Genomic DNA, 15,472 nt, shown 5'->3' on the forward strand with positions numbered 1-15,472 from the left:
CGATCCGTCCATTTGATTCGGGACCGACACCGCACCCGCTCGTGCGGTGTCGGTCCCGCATTGCTTGGGGTTCTACACGGCAAAGCCGGTCCGATGCGTCGCGTACTGGGGTCCGAACTTTGCGGATTGTCCTCCAGAAACCAAGTTCGAGTCGCTTTTTGGCTCAGCTTGGGACAGTTTCCGCATCAGGACGGGACATGGCGCTCCAGATGTTTCACGACCGCATCCCCGACGTCTTCGAAAAGCTTCCGATCCCCCGGTCGCGGCGTGACGTGTGGGCAGCCCTCCTGCCGCGTCGCCGTCGCTCGGCGGTCCGGGCCGGCATGTCGGTCGCGACGGCCCTGGCCGACCTCGTCGCCATTCTGGGGCTCGGCGCGGCGGTCGACGCGGCCTATTACATCGGCACGATGGGGACGATGCCGGCGGTGAGCACCAGCGGGAGCTTCGAACTCTCGGCCCTGGTCGCGCTGTTCGTCCTGCTGACCAACCTCGTGCGCGAGGATTACGGCATCGAGACGCTGCTCTCCGACCGGCCGCACCTGAAGCGGGTGGCGACGGTCTGGCTCGGCGCCTGGGCCATCGTCCTGCTCATCGGCTTCGCCACCAAGACGACCCAGGATTACTCGCGCCTCGTCTCCCTCGGGTTCTTCGTGACGGGCCTGCCCGGCCTCATCGCCGTCCGGGCCACGATGCTCGGCCTCGTGCGCCGCGCGGTGACGCCGACCTCGGCCTCGATCAACCGCATCCACCTCGTCGGCTACGAGGAGGACATCGCCCGCTTCTACGCCCACAACGACGCCGAGGCCCTGGGCCTGCGCGTGATCGGCACGAGCTACCTGCGCCGCATCGACCCGATGGGGGACGAGGCCTCGCGCCGTGCCCAGATGTCGGAGGATCTCGATCTGGCGGTCTCGGTGGTGCGCTTCCTGCGCCCCGACGACGTGTTCATCCTGGTGCCGTGGTCGGAGGCCTCGGACATCGAGCGCTGCATCGACGCGTTCCTGCGCGTGCCGGCGGCCCTGCACCTGCGCCCCGGTTCGGTGATGGACCGCTTCCCCGACCTGAAGCTCGCCCGCGTCGGGCGCCTGTCCGGCATCAATATCGGGCGCCGCCCGCTCTCCGCCGGCGAACTGTTCCTGAAGCGCGGCCTGGACCTGACCCTCGCCTTGGTCGCCCTGGTGCTGCTCGCGCCGCTCTTCCTCGCGGTGGCGGTGCTGATCAAGATGGACAGCCCCGGTCCGGTGTTCTTCCGGCAGAAGCGCTACGGCTTCAACCAGCAGCCCTTCGGCGTCTACAAGTTCCGCAGCATGAAGACGGAGCGCAACGCGGTCTTCAAGCAGGCCACGCGCAACGACAGCCGCATCACGCCGATCGGCGCCATGCTGCGCCGCTCGAACATCGACGAGCTGCCGCAGCTCATCAACGTGGTGCTCGGCGAGATGTCCCTGGTCGGCCCCCGCCCGCACGCCCTGGCGCACGACCGCAGCTTCGAGAACCGCATCGCCCTCTACGCCCGGCGCCACAACGTCATGCCGGGCATCACCGGCTGGGCCCAGGTCAATGGCCTGCGCGGCGAGACCCTGACGGATCTCGACATGGAACGCCGCGTGCAGCACGACCTGCACTACATCGACAACTGGTCGCTCTGGTTCGACATCCGGATCATGTTCATGACCGTGTTCTCGCCCCGCGCCTACAGGAACGCGCGCTGAGCGAGAACCCGCGCTGAGCGAAAACCCTCGCTGAAACGGCCCCGCCTCAATCCTCCGTGGACCGACCGAGGCAGGCGCCGCATTCCCCTTCCACCTCGAGGATGCGGCTCGTCGGCTTGAAGCCGGCCTTGGCCAGGGTGCGACCTAGCTGGTCCTCGACTTCCGGCGACGTCGTCTCGTCGATGGTGCCGCAGTTGCGGCAGATCAGGAAGACGAGGCCCGCGCCATCCGTGTGGGAATGGCCGCAGGAGATGAAGGCGTTGCGGCTGGCGATGCGGTGGACGAGCCCGTGTTCGGTGAGGAAATCCAGCGCGCGGTAGACCGAGACCGCCGCCACCCGCCGGCCCGGCTCGCTCAGGGCCTCGGCGATGTCGTAGGCCCCCATCGGACGGGTCTGGCCCGCGATCGCCGCCAGCACGTCGCGGCGCAGGCGGGTGAACTGAAGGTCGCGCTCGCGGCACAGGCGCTCGGCCCGGGCGATCGCCTCCTCGGCCCCGCCGCATCCGTGGTCATGCGTCGCCGCATGGTCGTGCATGATCTGCCTCGCGGACCCGGCCCGTTGAACTGGCCGAGTGTTACAGTGTATCATCACCAACATAAGCCGGCGCTCCCGTTCGGGCAAATGATCCATTCCGTGACCCGACCCCCACGCGTCCCCACCGCCGCTCGTCCCTCGCTGTTCCAGGCCGGTGCCCATCTCCGCTTCGCGGCGGCGCTCGCGCTGACGCTGCTGCTCTGGGGCGCCATCCTGTGGGCCTCCCGATGACGTGCGATTCCCTCGCGGCGATCACGCTGCATGGGCTGACGCTCGGCTACGACCGCCATCCGGCGGTGCATCACCTGGGGGGAACGATCGCGGGCGGTGCTCTGCTCGCCCTGGTGGGACCGAACGGCGCCGGCAAGTCGACGCTGCTCAAGGGCATCGCCGGAGAGATCCCCTGCCTCGAAGGGCGCATCGAGCGGCCGGCGGCGAAGGACGCCATCGCCTATCTGCCGCAGGCCGCCGAGATCGACCGCACCTTCCCGCTCAGCGTCCTCGACCTCGTGGCGATGGGCCTCTGGCACCGCCTCGGGCCGTGGCGCAGCGCCCGGCCGCATCGGCAAAGGCTGATCGAGGCCCTGGCGACGGTGGGGCTCGGCGGTTTCGAGAACCGGCTGATCGGCACCCTCTCGGGCGGGCAGTTCCAGCGCGCTCTGTTCGCGCGCCTGATCGTGCAGGATGCCCGCATCCTGCTCCTCGACGAGCCCTTCACGGGCATCGACGGCCGGACCACCGCCGATCTTCTCGCGCTGATCCGGGCCTGGCACGACCAGGGCCGCACCATCGTGGCGGCCCTGCACGACCTCGCGCAGGTGCGCGGCCACTTCCCGCAGACCCTCCTGCTCGCCCGCGAGGCGGTGGCCTGGGGCCCGACGCCCCGCGTCCTCACGCCGGACAACCTCGCCCGCGCCCAGAGCCTGTCGGAAGCCTGGGACGAGGATGCGGCCGTCTGCGGCCGGCACGAGGAGACGAAGGCGCCGGGGCACGACCACGACCACGACGGCCACCACCACCACGGGCCGGATCACGCGGCGCATGAGGGCCACGGCCATCACCCGCCCGCAACGCCCGCCGCCTCGGATCCACGCGCGCGATCCCCGGCGCCCGACCACGGACACGCCGCTTGATCGATCTCCTGTTCGGCCCCTTCATCGAGTTCGGCTTCATGCGCCGAGCGCTCGTCGGCTGCCTCGCGCTCTCGCTCTCGGCGCCCCCCGTCGGGGTGTTCCTGATGCTGCGCCGCATGAGCCTGATGAGCGACGCGATGAGCCACGCGATCCTGCCCGGGGCGGCGGTGGGCTTCCTCGTGGCGGGGCTGTCGCTGCCGGCGATGACGCTCGGCGGCCTCGTGGCCGGCCTCGCCGTGGCGCTGATGGCCGGCCTCGTCACCCGCTCCACCGCCATCAAGGAGGATGCGAGTCTCGCGGCCTTCTACCTGATCTCGCTCGCCGGCGGCGTGCTGCTGGTGTCCTTGCGCGGATCGCAGATCGACCTCCTGCACATCCTGTTCGGAAGCGTGCTGGCGCTGGACGACCCGGCCCTGTGGCTGCTCGGGGGCATCGCCACCGCGACGCTGTTCGGGCTGGCGGCGATCTACCGGCCGCTGGTGATGGAATGCGTCGACCCGCTGTTCCTGCGCACCGTCAGCCGGGCCGGCGGACCGGTGCATTACGCCTTCCTCGGCCTCGTGGTGATGAACCTCGTGGGCGGCTTCCAGGCACTGGGCACCCTGCTGGCGGTGGGGCTGATGCTGCTGCCCGCCATCGCGGCCCGCTTCTGGGCGGCGGACCTCTCGGGCATGATCCCGGTCTCGGTGCTGATCGCCATGCTGTCGAGCGTGATCGGGCTCAGCGTCTCCTACCGGGCCGACCTGCCGACAGGGCCCGCCATCGTGCTGGCGGCCGGGGCGCTCTACCTCGCCTCGATGCTGGTGGGACGGCGCGGCGGGCTCGTCCACCGCCTGTTCCGGGCGCGCCACCTCGAGGCCTGAGCCTCTGCGCGGGGCGCCGGGCTCAGAGGTTGAACAGGCTCATGATGCCCGAGATGATGGCGTAGACGAAGCCGGCATTGAGCAGGACCCCGATCGCCCCGATGGCGAATCCGCCCAGGACCACGATGCCGTCGCGCTCCACGAGGCCGAGGCCGACGAGGCAGATCGCCAACCCCAGGGGTATCTGGCCGACGATGGGGGCCGCCACGATCAGGGCGAGCGACAGCGTGAGCAGCAGCAGGCCGACGCCGCGCATGCCGAGGCCGGTCTCGAACAGGCTCATGCGAGGGCGCGACCAGCGCTCCAGGCGCCGCAGCAGGGGCACGGCGCGGCCGGCGGCGCGCTCCACGTCCTTGCGGGCCACCGAGCGGCGCAGCAGCGTGCGCGGCAGCCAGGGCGAGGCCATGCCCGCCGTGATCTGAATCGCGACGAGGAGCAGCAGCAGACCGCAGACCAGCGGGATCGGCGGCGGCATCGGCAGGCAGTTCGGCAATCCGAGAATCACGATGAGGAGCGCGAAGGCGCGATCCTTCAGGACGGCGACGATGTCCCCGACGGTCAGACGTTCTCCCTCCTGCTCGGCGAGCACGGTGAGAACTTCGGAAGTTCTGGCAGCAGGTGACAAGAAAGCTCGGCCGTTGGCGACTGTCCTGAGGCGGGCTGTAGCCGAGTTGCGCCGCAACGCCAAGCGACCCCGCCCAGCGATCCATCCATGCGTCGCCTTCGCAGCGAACACCGGCTCGCCGGGCCGGATGCCCTCGGGTCGAAGCCATTTCACGCACCAACAGAACAATCTCAAGTTTTTATCGTGCCAGTTGATTTCGCTCAAGTTATCCAGGGCGACGAATCGCGATGAGACTTCGAGAAACCTATGGATAGAGCGTGGTAAAAGCCTTGCGACCTTCAATCGGAAGTTGATTAGTCCTCGAACGGACCGGTTCAGAACCGGCTTCAACCCCCGCGAAGTCGGGCAGCCCTTGAGTGCGATCGGAGGACGAGCCCGCGACGCCGCCCGGCGCATCGCCGCCCTCGGGAGCCTCGCCGGATTGGTCCTGGCGACGCCCGCGTCGGCGGGAGAGACCGCGTCGCCGGCCTCGCTCCTCCTGTTCGGCAGCCTGGAGGCGAGCCCCTCCGTCTTCGTCACCACCGGCGCCAAGCTGGCGCTCGACCGTCTCGACCGCGAGGGCTTCGTCGCCCTGGCGAACCTCGGCGGCGGGCGGCGCCGGGAAGCCACCCTCACCCGCTCGACCGCCATCGGCGCCGTGGTGTTCGGCTATCAGTGGTTCGCGGATTGGGGCGTCGTGGCCGCCTATCTCGGACCGGAAGGATCGGTGGAGATGGAGACGACGGGCTGCGGCTGCGCCCGGATCCTGCCCGCCCGATTCGGCCTGCGCCTGCACGGGGAGGTCTGGGCGCGACCGAGCGACGAGACGCTCCTGACCGCTACGCTGGTCCTCGGCACCACCCGCACCAGCGCCTGGAGCCGGCTCGCCTGGGGCTACCGGCTCTGGGGCGCCTATCTCGGACCCGAGGGCGCTCTGTACCGGGACGAGACCGGCTACCGGAAATGGAATGTCGGCCTGCACGCGACGGATCTCGCCCTCGGTCGCTTCAGCCTGCGCCTCTCGGCGGGGCTTCAGGTCTCCAGCGACCGGCGGGATGCCGGCCCCTATGTCGGGCTCACGGCCTGGACGCCGTGGTAGCGGGCGCCGTGGTCGCCCGGCGTCCGGCCGGCGCGCTCAAGGCGAGGTCGCCCTGGAGCGGGACCGGTGCGTCGAGCCCATCGAGGATGCGGGCCGCCTGCGCCCGGATCTCGGCCCGCCGGCCCGCATCCATGCGGTCGAGGTTCCGGTAGGGCATCGCCAGGCGCGGATTGCCGGACAGCCGCTCGGCATGCGTGATCAGGAAGTTCCAGTAGAGCACGTTGAAGGGGCAGGCCCCCGCGCCGATCTTCTGACTGACGTCGTAGGCGCAGGTCCGGCAGTAATCGGACATCCGGTCGATATAGGCGCCGGAGGCCGCGTAGGGCTTCGAGCCCATCACGCCGCCATCCGCCCAGAGCACCATGCCGTGGACGTTGGGCAGTTCCACCCACTCGTAGGCATCGGCGTAGACCACGAGGTACCATTCCTCGACCTGGCTCGGCGCGAGTCCGGCCAGCAGAGCGAAATTGCCCGTCACCATCAGGCGCTGGATGTGGTGCGCATAGGCGTGGGTGCGGGTGTCGGCGATGCACTGCGCCAAGCAGTTCATGTCGGTCTTGCCGGACCAGTAGAACCACGGCAGGTCACGGGTGGCGCCGAGCGCGTTCGAGGCCGCGTAGTCCGGCATCCGGGCCCAGTAGAGCCCGCGCACGTATTCGCGCCAGCCCAGGACCTGCCGGATGAAACCCTCGACGCAGGGGAGCGGCGCGGCGCCCGCGCGATAGGCGCGCTCCGCCGCCCGGCAGACCTCGCCGGCGGTGAGCAGGCCCGCGTTGAGGGCCGGCGCGATCAGCGCGTGATACAGGAAGGGCGCGCCGGCGCGCATGGCGTCCTGGTAATCCCCGAAGGACGGCAGCCCGACCGCGAGGAAGTGCCGGAAGGCCGCGAGCGCCTCGGTGCGGGTGACCGGCCAGGCGAAGGCCTCGGTGTCGCCGAAATGATCGGCGAACTCGGCCTCGACGAGCGCCAGGACCTCGCGCGTGATCGCGTCCGGCGCGAACCCGATCCGCTCCGGCGGGACATGGCCCCTCGGCAGGGCCTTGCGGTTCTCGGAGTCGAAGTTCCAGCGGCCGCCGGCGGGCTCGGCCCCGTCCATGAGCAGGCCGGTGCGGCGGCGCATGCCGCGATAGAACGTCTCCATGCGCAGGGCCCGGCGGTCCCCGGCCCAGGCCGCGAAATCGGCGCGGGGGCAGAGGAAGCGGTTGTCGTCGCGGATCTCCACCGGCACCGGACAATCGTCGCGCCAATCCTGCATCATCGACCAGACCCGCCACTCGCCGGGCTCGGTGACGACGACGCGGTCGGGCGCGTGACGGGCGACCGCCCGCATGAGTTCGCCCGTGAACGTCCCGGTATTGCCGGCCTCGTCGAGACGGACGTAATCGACCCCGATCCCCTCCGCCTCCAGTTCGGCCGCGAAGTGGCGCATGGCCGAGAACAGGAAGGCGATCTTCTGCTTGTGGTGGCGGACATAGGTCGCCTCGGCGCGCACCTCGACCATCAGGACGATGTCGTGGTCCGGGTCGAGGTCGGTGAGGGCGGCGATCCGGCGGGTGAGCTGGTCGCCGAGCACGAAGCGGAGCGTGCGGATGGGGGCTCAGCCCTTGGTGCGCAGGGCCGAGCGCCCGCCATCGACGCCGATGACCTGCCCGGTGATCCAGGCCGCCTCCTCCGAGACGAGGAAACCGGTGAGGCCCGCGATGTCCTCGGGGGTCCCGAGGCGCTGGAGCGCGTGCATGGCCGCGATGCCGGAGGCCAGGGTCTCGCTGCCGGTGATCGCGGCGGCGAGCGGCGTCCGGGTCAGGGACGGGGCCACCACGTTGACCCGGATCTGCGGGCTGAGTTCGGCGGCGAGCGACAGGGCGAGCCCCTCCACCGCGCCCTTGGCCATGGCGACCGAGGCGTGGTGGGCGAAGCCCTGCGCCACCGCCACCGTGGAGAACAGGACCACCCCGGCCCCCGCGTCGCCGGCCCCCGCCTTGAGACCCTTGGCGGCGGCCTGGACCGCCAGGAAGGCGCCGAGCGCGTTGATGCGGAAGTCGGTCTCGGCATCCCGGGCCGTCAGCTTGGCGAGCGGGCGCAGGTTGATGGTGCCGACCGCGTAGACGAGGCCGGCGAGGTCCTCGCCCGCCTGATCCGTCACGGCGGCGAAGAAATCGGGATCGAGGACATCGCCGGCGGTGACGGTGGTCTCGCCGAGTTCGGAGGCCAGCGCGTCCAGCCGGCCGGCATCGCGGGCCGCGAGGTGCAGGGCGTAGCCCCGTTGCCGCAGGGCGCGCGCCGTGGCCGCGCCGATGCCGCCCGTTCCGCCGTAGACGATGACCCGCTTCATGCCCGCTCCCATTCCGCTCGTGATCGATTAAGTAAGGCGCTGGCGGCCGGCGGGGAGCCGCCTCAGCGCGGGTTCGCCCGCACCGTGGCGTCGCAGGCCGGTCAGGAGCGTCATGAAGTTCGCCTTTGCGGGAATCGACTTCCTCGGCGGCGTGTTCGAGGCCCTGGTCGGGGCGGGCTGGACGCCGATCAAACTGTTCACCCGGCCCTGCGACGGGATCTACGATCACAACGACGTCGTGCTGGCGAGCGCGCGGACGCATCGCATCCCGATGCAGATCTCGCGCCTGAAGGCGCCCGATCTCGAGGCCCTGGCGGAGGCGCACGGCACCGGCTGGGCCCTGGTCGTCGCCGGCTATCCCTGGCTCGTGCGGGGCTGGCGGGGCAAGGCGGCCTACGGCGTCAACTTCCACCCCTCCCCCCTGCCGATGGGGCGCGGCCCCTACCCGCTGTTCAAGGCGATCAGCGACGCGCAACCCGAATGGGGCGTCACCGCCCACGTGCTGGGCGAGGAGGGCTTCGACACCGGCGACATCCTGGCCCAGGAGCGCTTTCCGCTCACCGAGCGTGAATCGCACGAGACCCTGCTGGCCAAGTGCCAGATGGCGGCACGCCGCATCGCCGCCGGGCCCGTCGCCCGCACGCTGCCGGCGCTCTGGGCGGCGGCCGCGCCGCAAGGGACCGGCTCCTATTGGCCGCGCGTGACGGATGCGGACCGCACCCTGGATTTCCGGGCCGAGGTCGACGCCATCCTGCGCCGGGTGCGGGCCTTCGGCACCATCGAGACCCTGGCGCGGGTCGGCGAGACCCGGGTCTACGTCGCGGAAGCCGAGGGCTGGCGCGAGGCGCACCGCCACACGCCCGGCGCCGTCGTCCACCGCCACCGTCGCCACATCGTGATCGCGGCCCGCGACGGCTACATCCAGCTCAACCGCTGGAGCCCGGTGCCGGCGACGGAGATCGGGCATCTCGGGCGTTAGAAAGCCGGCGGGGGCGATGACGTCATCATCGATTGCGAAGGCGGGCAGTGGCGGTGTCGACCACGCACGCGCGCCGGTCACCGTCACGCTCGGCGAGATGCGAAAACGCGTCGAGGCACCCCTTTTCCCAGCGCTCCCAGGAATGACGACGCCATGGCGCGGATGCGCAAGAAGACCGACCTGCCGACCAAGATCTGCGCCCAGTGCGGCAAGCCGTTCGCGTGGCGCAAGAAGTGGGAACGGGTCTGGGAGGAGGTGCGCTACTGCTCCGACCGCTGCCGGGCGGAGGCGAAGCGCGGCTCCGCGCCGGGCAAGGCGGGCTGAGCGAAGCCCTGATCCGCCATCCCGAAGGGATCGACCGGGATGAGGCCTATTCCAGGGCCGCGAGGCCGGCGGGGGTGTCGACGTCCTGCGTCACGCCCACGTCCAGCGGCAATTCCACGACATCGCGTCGGCCCGCGAGGAGACGGCCGGCGCCCTGGTCGCCGGTCAGTCCGGCCAGCGCGTCGCCGAGGCGCCGGCGGTTGAGCAGGACCGGGTTTCCGCGCTGGCCGCCATGGACCGGGACGATGGCCGAGGGGGCCGGGTCCGCCCTCGAAAACGCATCCGCCAGGATCGTGAGGTGGCGTGCCGTGACGCGCGGCATGTCGCCGAGGAGCACGAGGACGCCGTCCAGGTGCGCCGGCAGGGCCGCGAGGCCGGCCCGGAGCGAGGTCGAGAGGCCGTCGGCATGGGCCGGGTTCGTGACTCGGACGAGATCGAGGCCGTCGAGGGCGGCCCCGACGCGCTCGGCATGCGCGCCGAGGACCGCGACCACGGGGCCGAGACCGGAGACGAGCGCGGCTTCCGCCGCGTGACGCACGAGGGGCCGGCCGTCCAGCGGTTGCAGGAGCTTCGGGGCCTGCCCGAACCGGGTGCCGCGCCCGGCGGCGAGCAGGATCAGGCCGAGATCAGGCATCGTCATCGTCCACCGGATCGCCGCCCGAGCGAGGCTGGGGCCGCGAGACGATCTCCATCAGGAGGCCGCCGACCCCGAGGGCGACGATGTCGGCGCGGGTGACGGCGAGCCCGGCCAGCAGGCGGTGCAGCACCCAGTCGAAGCCGTTCTCCTTGGGCGAACGGGCGCAGCCCGGCGCGCCGATGACGGGCACGTCGTCCACCGCGCCGACGAGCAGGAGGTTGCCCGGATCCACCGGCATGCCGAGATGCGCCACCCGACCACCCGCCGCCTCGATGGCGCTCGGGATCACGTCGCGGCGGTCCGCGATGGCCGACGCGCCGAACACCACGACGAGTTCGGCGCGATCCTCCGCGATCGCCGCGCGGATCGCCGCCGCGACCTCGGCGGCCCGGTGCGGCACCCGCGCATCGGTGACGAGGGCCGCCCCCGTGGGGCGGAGGCGAGCGCGCAGGTTGGCGAGCGTCTTCTCGATGGTCGCCGGCTTCAGGCCCGGCAGCAGGGTCGAGACCACCCCGATCCGGGTCAGGCGATAGGGCGCGACGTGGAGCGCGGCCTCGGGCGCGGCGCGGCAGGCGCGCTCCAGGGCTTGGCCCCCGACCGCGTAGGGGATGATCTTGACCGTGGCGACCATCTCGCCGGCCACCACCGGCTTGTAGGGTGCGAGCGTCGCCACCGTGATCGCCTCGTCGATGCCGTTGACTGCGTCGATGATCTCGCGGTCGATCCGCAGCAGGCCGGCCGCCGCCGCGTGGAGGTTGCAGCGCCCGGTGAAGGGCGGCTCGCGGGTGAGATGCGGGCCGGCCAGATGCGCGGCGAGGCGCTCGGCCGCCGCATCCTCGCCGACATCTCCGGGCTCCAGCGTGACGGTGACGAGTTCGGACAGGCCCGCCGCATCGAGGCGCGCCGCGTCCTCGGCCGGGATCACCCGGCCCTTCTTCAGGGTCACGTCGTGCGCCCGCACCGTGTGGGCGGCGATCAGACCCGCGGCCTCACGGGTCGGAACCGCGCCGAACTTCACGCGGCCGCCCCGGCGCGGGGCGCGCGCTGCGCGGCGACGATCTGGGCCAGGATCGAGACCGCGATCTCGGCCGGACTGACGGCCCCGATGTTCAGGCCGATCGGGGCGGCGATGCGGCCGGTCTGCGCCGCGCCGAGGCCCGCCTGCGCCAGCCGCGCCACGCGCCCCGCATGGGTCTTTCGCGAGCCGAGGGCGCCGACATAGAAGCACTCCGCCCTCAGTGCCGCGATCAGCGCCGGGTCGTCGATCTTCGGGTCGTGGGTCAGGGCGGCCACGGCGCAGTAGCGGTCGAGGGCCGGGACCGCCCCCCCGAGTGCCTCATCGGGCCATTCCGCCACGAGGTCGATGCCCGGGAAGCGCTCGGGCGTGGCGAAGGCGGTGCGCGGATCGATGACCGCGATGGACAGGTCGAGGGCACGGGCCATCGGGCACAGGGCCTGGCTGATGTGGACGGCCCCGATCAGCACGAGGCGCACGGGCGGCGCCTGCACGGTGAGGAAGACCGAGCGGCCCTCCACCTCGGCGAGGCCGCTCCTGCCGGACGCGAGGTGCCGGCCCAGCAGCTCGGACAGGGGATCGGCGGCGATCTCGGCCTCGCGCACCACGCGCTGGGCGCCACCGTCGAGATCCGTCACCAGGATCGCGGCACGGCGGGCGGCACGCTCGGCATTGAGGATCGCCAGATGGTCGCGTTGCATGTCCGCGCCTCAGGTCACGGGCTCGACGAACACGCGGATGCGGCCGCCACAGGACAGGCCGACGCGCCAGGCCGTCTCGTCGGCGACGCCGAACGCGATCACGCGCGCGCGCCCGTCGGCGATGGCCTCCATCCCCTCCGTGATCACCGCGCCCTCGACGCAGCCCCCCGAGACCGAGCCGAGGAAGTTGCCCTCGCCATCCACCACGAGGTGGCTCCCGACCGGGCGCGGGGCCGAGCCCCAGGTCTCGATGACGGTGGCGAGCGCGACGCCGCGACCCTCGCGGGTCCACGCCTCCGCGGCGGCGAGGATGTCGTGGTCGGTGGAGAGCATAGGGCTGGCGAACTCCGGCGGGAATGATGTCCCGCCTCGGGTGAACCGTCTCGCCGGACTTAAGCTCCCTGGACGGCGGGGCAATGCGGCGGCGCGCGTCATCCGCCTGCGGCGTGACTTCCCGCACCGACCTGCTGGCCCTATCCTGCGGTGGACGACCCACCGATGGACATGCCGCCCCCAATGCGCCGCTTCCGGCTCACGCATCTCGCACTCGGCCTCGCCGCTTTCGCTCTCGCTTCCGGCCGCGCCGAGGCCCAGGTCTGGATCGGGCTCTCGGCGCCGCTCAGCGGACCGGACGCCGCCTTCGGCCAGGGCTTGCGCCTCGGGGCCGAGCAGGCCGTCGCCGACCTGAACAGGGCCGGCGGCGTCAACGGTCAGCGCCTCGTCCTCGTGGCGGCGGACGATGCGGGGGACGGCAAGCAGGCGGTGAGCGTCGCCCGGCGCTTCGCGGCCGAGCGCGTCGGGCTGGTGGTCGGCCCCTTCAACGCCTGGGCCGCCGGCCTCGCCCTGCCGGCCTACGAGGAGGCCGGCATCGTCGCGGTGCTGACGGGGAGCGGCTTTCCCGCCCTGACGGCCAAAGGGGCCTGGAACGTCTTCCGCACGGTGCCGAACGACGGCGAGCAGGGCGCGCTGGCCGGCGCCTATCTCGCCACGCGTCACGCCGGCCAGCGCATCGGCCTCGTCCACGACAAGAGCCCGTTCGGGCGCGGCCTCGCGGAGGATGTCGCCCGCGTCCTGAAGGCGAAGGGCCAGCCGGAGGCCGCGTTCGAGACCCTGGCGCGCGGTGAGCGGGAAGCCTCCGCGCTGGTCGCGCGCCTGAAACGGGCGCGCGTCGACGTGGTGTATTTCGGCGGCCTCGCTGCGGAGGCCGCCGTGCTCCTGCGCGGCCTACGCGAGGCCGGCATGAACGTGGCCCTGGTGGGCAGCGACGGGCTCCTGGACCCGGCCTTTCCGCAAGGGGCCGGGCCGGGCGCGGAGGGCACGGTGATGACCCTGGCCCCGGAGCCGCGCCGCCTGCCCGACGTGAAGGGTGCCAAGGCGCCCCGCACCCCCGAGGCCGACGCGGTGGCGGCGCAGGGCTATGCGGCGGTGGAGGTCCTGCGCCAGGGCGTAGAAGGCGCGAAGTCCACGGAGGCCAGGGCGGTGGCGGCCTTTCTGCGCCAGGGCCGACCGGTTCGGACCGTGCTCGGGGACATCGCCTACGATGCGAAGGGCGACCTGCGCGCCGATCCGCGCCGTCCGGCCGTGATCCTGCAAGTCTGGAAACGGACCCCGGACGGGCGCCTCGACTATGCGGGGAACGACGTCCCGCCGTGATGCGCCGGCCGGCAAGGCGGTGAGATCGGCGCGCTCGAAAATGTTCCGCCGGTTTTCCCGGCCCGATCCTCGTGCGATTTCGGGAAAAGCTTGCGTCCGGACGGCATGAACATTATGTCGGGGCAACGCTCGCCGGTGTTGCGCATCCGATGGGATCGGACCCGCCGCCCGCCGCGTTTTGCCGAACGGCTTCGTTTTGTGTCCCGGGTCGCCCCTTTTCAGGCCGTCCGGCTGGAGAGTGTGGATGGCGAAAGAAGAGTTGATGCAGTTCGACGGTCTCGTGATCGAGATCCTGCCGGACGCGCGCTACCGCGTGCAGCTCGACCAGGGCCACGAGATCGTGGCCTACACGGCCGGCAAGATGAAGAAGAACCGCATCAAGACTCTGGCCGGCGACCGCGTCACCGTCGAGATGTCGCCCTACGACCTGGAAAAGGGCCGCCTCGTGTTCCGGCACAAGGACGAGCGCTCCTCCGGCCCCCGCCCGCCGATGCGCGGCCAGTTCCGCCGCCGTTAAAGGCGCGCAAGATTGCGGTGAGGTGGCGATCGGCGCCAGGGCGCCCGCCGCCTCCCGTCAGATACGAACGCCCGGTACCGCCTCGTCGCCGTCGTCGACCAGTTCCCAGGTCCGCGAGTCGGATGTCGTTTTCTCGATCCGGACCGTCTGCCCGATCCGCGCGGCGTTGGCGGCGTCATGCGCGCGATAGGTCGTCATTCTGCGGACGGTCTTCTTCATGACGGGGTCGGTGAACCGCCGCTCGACTTTCACGACGACCGTCTTCTCACCCAGGTCGTTCACGACCACACCCTGCAGGACCCGACGCGTCTCGCCCGACCGATTCGGCGAACGACCGTGCTCGGCGGACGCGACCGCGTCCCGTTTTGTCCGGCGTGCGTCCTCGGGATGAACCGCGCGGACGAGGTCCGCGATGTCCTCGGGCGACGGCTCAGTCACCGTCGCGGCGAGCCAATCCATGATCAGCTCGCGCTTGTCGGCGCCGTAATGCGGCAAGGTCTCGGTGTAGAACGCCTCGACGGCCTCCTCGGATTCCGGATCGATGCCCGCGAGGCCCGCGGCGACGGCAACCAGTGCTGCGTGGGGAGTTGGCATGGAACTCGTCAATCTCGATACGACGACAGGGCGCGGTGCGTTCGCTCGGCGCCCTTCTCGTCAAGGTAAAGATATCGACCGTCGTTGTTGCGGTCTCCTCTGACGGCATCCCCAGGTAACTTGGGATAGTCGCCCGGGTCGATCGTCCGCATCCCGGTCATCTGACTGTACCACCTTAAAAGTTTATCGCCACCGATCGGATCGGCGTGGAGCCACAACCGCCCCTGTCCGGCGCTTTCGAGGGCGATCGTCAGCGCGACGTCGAACGCGGCTTGCCCGACCTGACGCGGTGTGAAGGCGGCGTTGTCCCGGTCGCGGAAGGTCAGGGTCTCGGTCGGAGCCCGGCTCAGAAACCAGAGATATGTCGCCGGCTGTCGGCGGTCGGCGAACCATCGCTCCTTCGTGAGAAGCGAGATCATCGCGGCGGGTCTCTGCTCGTCACCGATCGTCATCTGGAACAGACGTCCTCCCCGCCGGACCCCCACGGCCATGGTCATGGGTCGAATGATGTTCGGCCAGTTCCAGGCGACATCGGCGCGTCTCCGGTCGCGCGCGATGACCGGCTGAACCCGATCGTGCCACACCTTGCATCGTGCCACCGGATCACGATCGAACGGTTTGATCTCATGGACGAAGATCGGCAACTCGAGCCCGCGACTTCCCGAGGTCGGCACGTACTTCAGAAAACGCGGCAAAGACGGAGCCCTCGGATCGAACGCGCGCCTTCCTATATATGAAACCCCTCGCTTTTGTGGGTGCAGCAAAAGAAAATCG

The 15,472-nt window shown here is 70.9% G+C and carries 19 protein-coding genes; 9 read left to right on the forward strand and 10 right to left on the reverse strand.

Translation table 11 applies throughout. The annotated features are described in order from the left end of the window. Positions 1–209 precede the first annotated feature (209 nt). Positions 210–1,712 carry an exopolysaccharide biosynthesis polyprenyl glycosylphosphotransferase gene (locus tag MKK54_RS21835; RefSeq protein WP_244014652.1) on the forward strand — a complete coding sequence of 501 codons (1,503 nt, stop codon included), beginning with the start codon at positions 210–212 and terminating at the stop codon, positions 1,710–1,712. A gap of 46 nt (positions 1,713–1,758) precedes the next feature. Here MKK54_RS21835 and MKK54_RS21840 read toward each other — a convergent pair whose 3' ends face one another. Then, complete coding sequence (locus tag MKK54_RS21840) at positions 1,759–2,247, reverse strand: Fur family transcriptional regulator (protein ID WP_244014172.1); 489 nt, start codon at positions 2,245–2,247, stop codon at positions 1,759–1,761. A 99-nt stretch (positions 2,248–2,346) separates the two neighbouring features. Between MKK54_RS21840 and MKK54_RS24575 the strand changes: the two genes are divergently transcribed. The 3 genes from MKK54_RS24575 to MKK54_RS21850 are packed head-to-tail and all read left to right on the forward strand — an operon-like array spanning position 2,347 to position 4,243. Beyond that, the gene (locus MKK54_RS24575; RefSeq protein ID WP_279597473.1) at positions 2,347–2,478 is read left to right on the forward strand and encodes a hypothetical protein; all 132 of its coding nucleotides are present in this window, start codon (positions 2,347–2,349) and stop codon (positions 2,476–2,478) included. Then, entirely contained in the window at positions 2,475–3,380 is a 906-nt protein-coding gene (locus MKK54_RS21845) for a metal ABC transporter ATP-binding protein (RefSeq protein WP_244014174.1), read from the forward strand. Before MKK54_RS24575 ends, MKK54_RS21845 begins: the two co-directional genes overlap by 4 nt. A gap of 38 nt (positions 3,381–3,418) precedes the next feature. Continuing rightward, the gene (locus MKK54_RS21850) at positions 3,419–4,243 is read left to right on the forward strand and encodes a metal ABC transporter permease (protein WP_244014654.1); all 825 of its coding nucleotides are present in this window, start codon (positions 3,419–3,421) and stop codon (positions 4,241–4,243) included. Positions 4,244–4,265: 22 nt separating this feature from the next. Here MKK54_RS21850 and MKK54_RS21855 read toward each other — a convergent pair whose 3' ends face one another. Further along, a complete protein-coding gene (locus tag MKK54_RS21855; RefSeq protein ID WP_279597474.1) occupies positions 4,266–4,868 on the reverse strand; it encodes an exopolysaccharide biosynthesis protein in 603 nt (200 codons plus the stop codon). A gap of 352 nt (positions 4,869–5,220) precedes the next feature. On the opposite strand from MKK54_RS21855, the gene bcsS reads away from it, so the two are divergent. Continuing rightward, positions 5,221–5,946 (forward strand): cellulose biosynthesis protein BcsS, encoded by a 726-nt coding sequence (bcsS, locus tag MKK54_RS21860; RefSeq protein ID WP_244014178.1) that lies wholly within the window; start codon positions 5,221–5,223, stop codon positions 5,944–5,946. Here bcsS and MKK54_RS21865 read toward each other — a convergent pair. Continuing rightward, positions 5,924–7,537, reverse strand: coding sequence for a cryptochrome/photolyase family protein (locus MKK54_RS21865; protein ID WP_244014657.1), 1,614 nt, complete (start codon positions 7,535–7,537; stop codon positions 5,924–5,926). The two genes, bcsS and MKK54_RS21865, sit on opposite strands and share 23 nt — an antisense overlap. 6 nt (positions 7,538–7,543) lie before the next feature. Next, entirely contained in the window at positions 7,544–8,278 is a 735-nt protein-coding gene (locus MKK54_RS21870; RefSeq protein WP_244014180.1) for an SDR family NAD(P)-dependent oxidoreductase, read from the reverse strand. Between the two features lie 112 nt (positions 8,279–8,390). Between MKK54_RS21870 and MKK54_RS21875 the strand changes: the two genes are divergently transcribed. Then, on the forward strand, positions 8,391–9,257 hold the full coding sequence (locus tag MKK54_RS21875; RefSeq protein WP_244014183.1) for a formyltransferase family protein: 867 nt from the start codon (positions 8,391–8,393) through the stop codon (positions 9,255–9,257). 153 nt (positions 9,258–9,410) lie between these two features. Beyond that, positions 9,411–9,581 carry a DUF2256 domain-containing protein gene (locus MKK54_RS21880; RefSeq protein WP_244014185.1) on the forward strand — a complete coding sequence of 57 codons (171 nt, stop codon included), beginning with the start codon at positions 9,411–9,413 and terminating at the stop codon, positions 9,579–9,581. 46 nt (positions 9,582–9,627) lie between these two features. Here MKK54_RS21880 and MKK54_RS21885 read toward each other — a convergent pair whose 3' ends face one another. The 4 genes from MKK54_RS21885 to MKK54_RS21900 are packed head-to-tail and all read right to left on the reverse strand — an operon-like array spanning position 9,628 to position 12,267. Then, on the reverse strand, positions 9,628–10,215 hold the full coding sequence (locus MKK54_RS21885) for an NTP transferase domain-containing protein (protein WP_244014187.1): 588 nt from the start codon (positions 10,213–10,215) through the stop codon (positions 9,628–9,630). Further along, entirely contained in the window at positions 10,208–11,236 is a 1,029-nt protein-coding gene (locus MKK54_RS21890) for a molybdopterin-binding protein (protein ID WP_244014189.1), read from the reverse strand. The genes MKK54_RS21885 and MKK54_RS21890 overlap by 8 nt, the downstream gene beginning before the upstream one ends. Next, positions 11,233–11,934 carry an XdhC family protein gene (locus MKK54_RS21895; RefSeq protein ID WP_244014191.1) on the reverse strand — a complete coding sequence of 234 codons (702 nt, stop codon included), beginning with the start codon at positions 11,932–11,934 and terminating at the stop codon, positions 11,233–11,235. Before MKK54_RS21895 ends, MKK54_RS21890 begins: the two co-directional genes overlap by 4 nt. Before the next feature lie 9 nt (positions 11,935–11,943). After that, positions 11,944–12,267: an XdhC family protein gene (locus MKK54_RS21900; protein ID WP_244014193.1), complete on the reverse strand. Its 324-nt coding sequence runs from the start codon at positions 12,265–12,267 to the stop codon at positions 11,944–11,946. Positions 12,268–12,432: 165 nt separating this feature from the next. Between MKK54_RS21900 and MKK54_RS21905 the strand changes: the two genes are divergently transcribed. Further along, the gene (locus MKK54_RS21905) at positions 12,433–13,587 is read left to right on the forward strand and encodes a branched-chain amino acid ABC transporter substrate-binding protein (RefSeq protein ID WP_409564222.1); all 1,155 of its coding nucleotides are present in this window, start codon (positions 12,433–12,435) and stop codon (positions 13,585–13,587) included. 244 nt (positions 13,588–13,831) lie between these two features. Continuing rightward, complete coding sequence (gene infA, locus MKK54_RS21910; RefSeq protein ID WP_056178999.1) at positions 13,832–14,104, forward strand: translation initiation factor IF-1; 273 nt, start codon at positions 13,832–13,834, stop codon at positions 14,102–14,104. A gap of 57 nt (positions 14,105–14,161) precedes the next feature. On the opposite strand, the gene MKK54_RS21915 is transcribed toward infA, so the two are convergent. Then, entirely contained in the window at positions 14,162–14,401 is a 240-nt protein-coding gene (locus MKK54_RS21915; RefSeq protein WP_244014661.1) for a 30S ribosomal protein S17, read from the reverse strand. A gap of 305 nt (positions 14,402–14,706) precedes the next feature. Then, the gene (locus MKK54_RS21920) at positions 14,707–15,393 is read right to left on the reverse strand and encodes a hypothetical protein (protein WP_244014195.1); all 687 of its coding nucleotides are present in this window, start codon (positions 15,391–15,393) and stop codon (positions 14,707–14,709) included. Positions 15,394–15,472: the final 79 nt, after the last annotated feature.

Origin of the sequence: Methylobacterium sp. J-068, from assembly GCF_022829445.1 — a bacterium.
Taxonomy (GTDB): Bacteria; Pseudomonadota; Alphaproteobacteria; order Rhizobiales; family Beijerinckiaceae; genus Methylobacterium.

Coding starts and splice junctions, on each gene's coding strand:
- MKK54_RS21840 (WP_244014172.1), bottom strand. CDS start 2,247: ATGCACGACCATGCGGCGACGCATGACCACGGATGCGGCGGGGCCGAG.
- MKK54_RS21880 (WP_244014185.1), top strand. CDS start 9,411: ATGGCGCGGATGCGCAAGAAGACCGACCTGCCGACCAAGATCTGCGCC.
- MKK54_RS21835 (WP_244014652.1), top strand. CDS start 210: ATGTTTCACGACCGCATCCCCGACGTCTTCGAAAAGCTTCCGATCCCC.
- MKK54_RS21850 (WP_244014654.1), top strand. CDS start 3,419: ATGCGCCGAGCGCTCGTCGGCTGCCTCGCGCTCTCGCTCTCGGCGCCC.
- MKK54_RS21875 (WP_244014183.1), top strand. CDS start 8,391: ATGAAGTTCGCCTTTGCGGGAATCGACTTCCTCGGCGGCGTGTTCGAG.
- MKK54_RS21870 (WP_244014180.1), bottom strand. CDS start 8,278: ATGAAGCGGGTCATCGTCTACGGCGGAACGGGCGGCATCGGCGCGGCC.
- MKK54_RS21905 (WP_409564222.1), top strand. CDS start 12,433: ATGGACATGCCGCCCCCAATGCGCCGCTTCCGGCTCACGCATCTCGCA.
- MKK54_RS21900 (WP_244014193.1), bottom strand. CDS start 12,267: ATGCTCTCCACCGACCACGACATCCTCGCCGCCGCGGAGGCGTGGACC.
- infA (WP_056178999.1), top strand. CDS start 13,832: ATGGCGAAAGAAGAGTTGATGCAGTTCGACGGTCTCGTGATCGAGATC.
- MKK54_RS21845 (WP_244014174.1), top strand. CDS start 2,475: ATGACGTGCGATTCCCTCGCGGCGATCACGCTGCATGGGCTGACGCTC.
- MKK54_RS21895 (WP_244014191.1), bottom strand. CDS start 11,934: ATGCAACGCGACCATCTGGCGATCCTCAATGCCGAGCGTGCCGCCCGC.
- MKK54_RS21885 (WP_244014187.1), bottom strand. CDS start 10,215: ATGCCTGATCTCGGCCTGATCCTGCTCGCCGCCGGGCGCGGCACCCGG.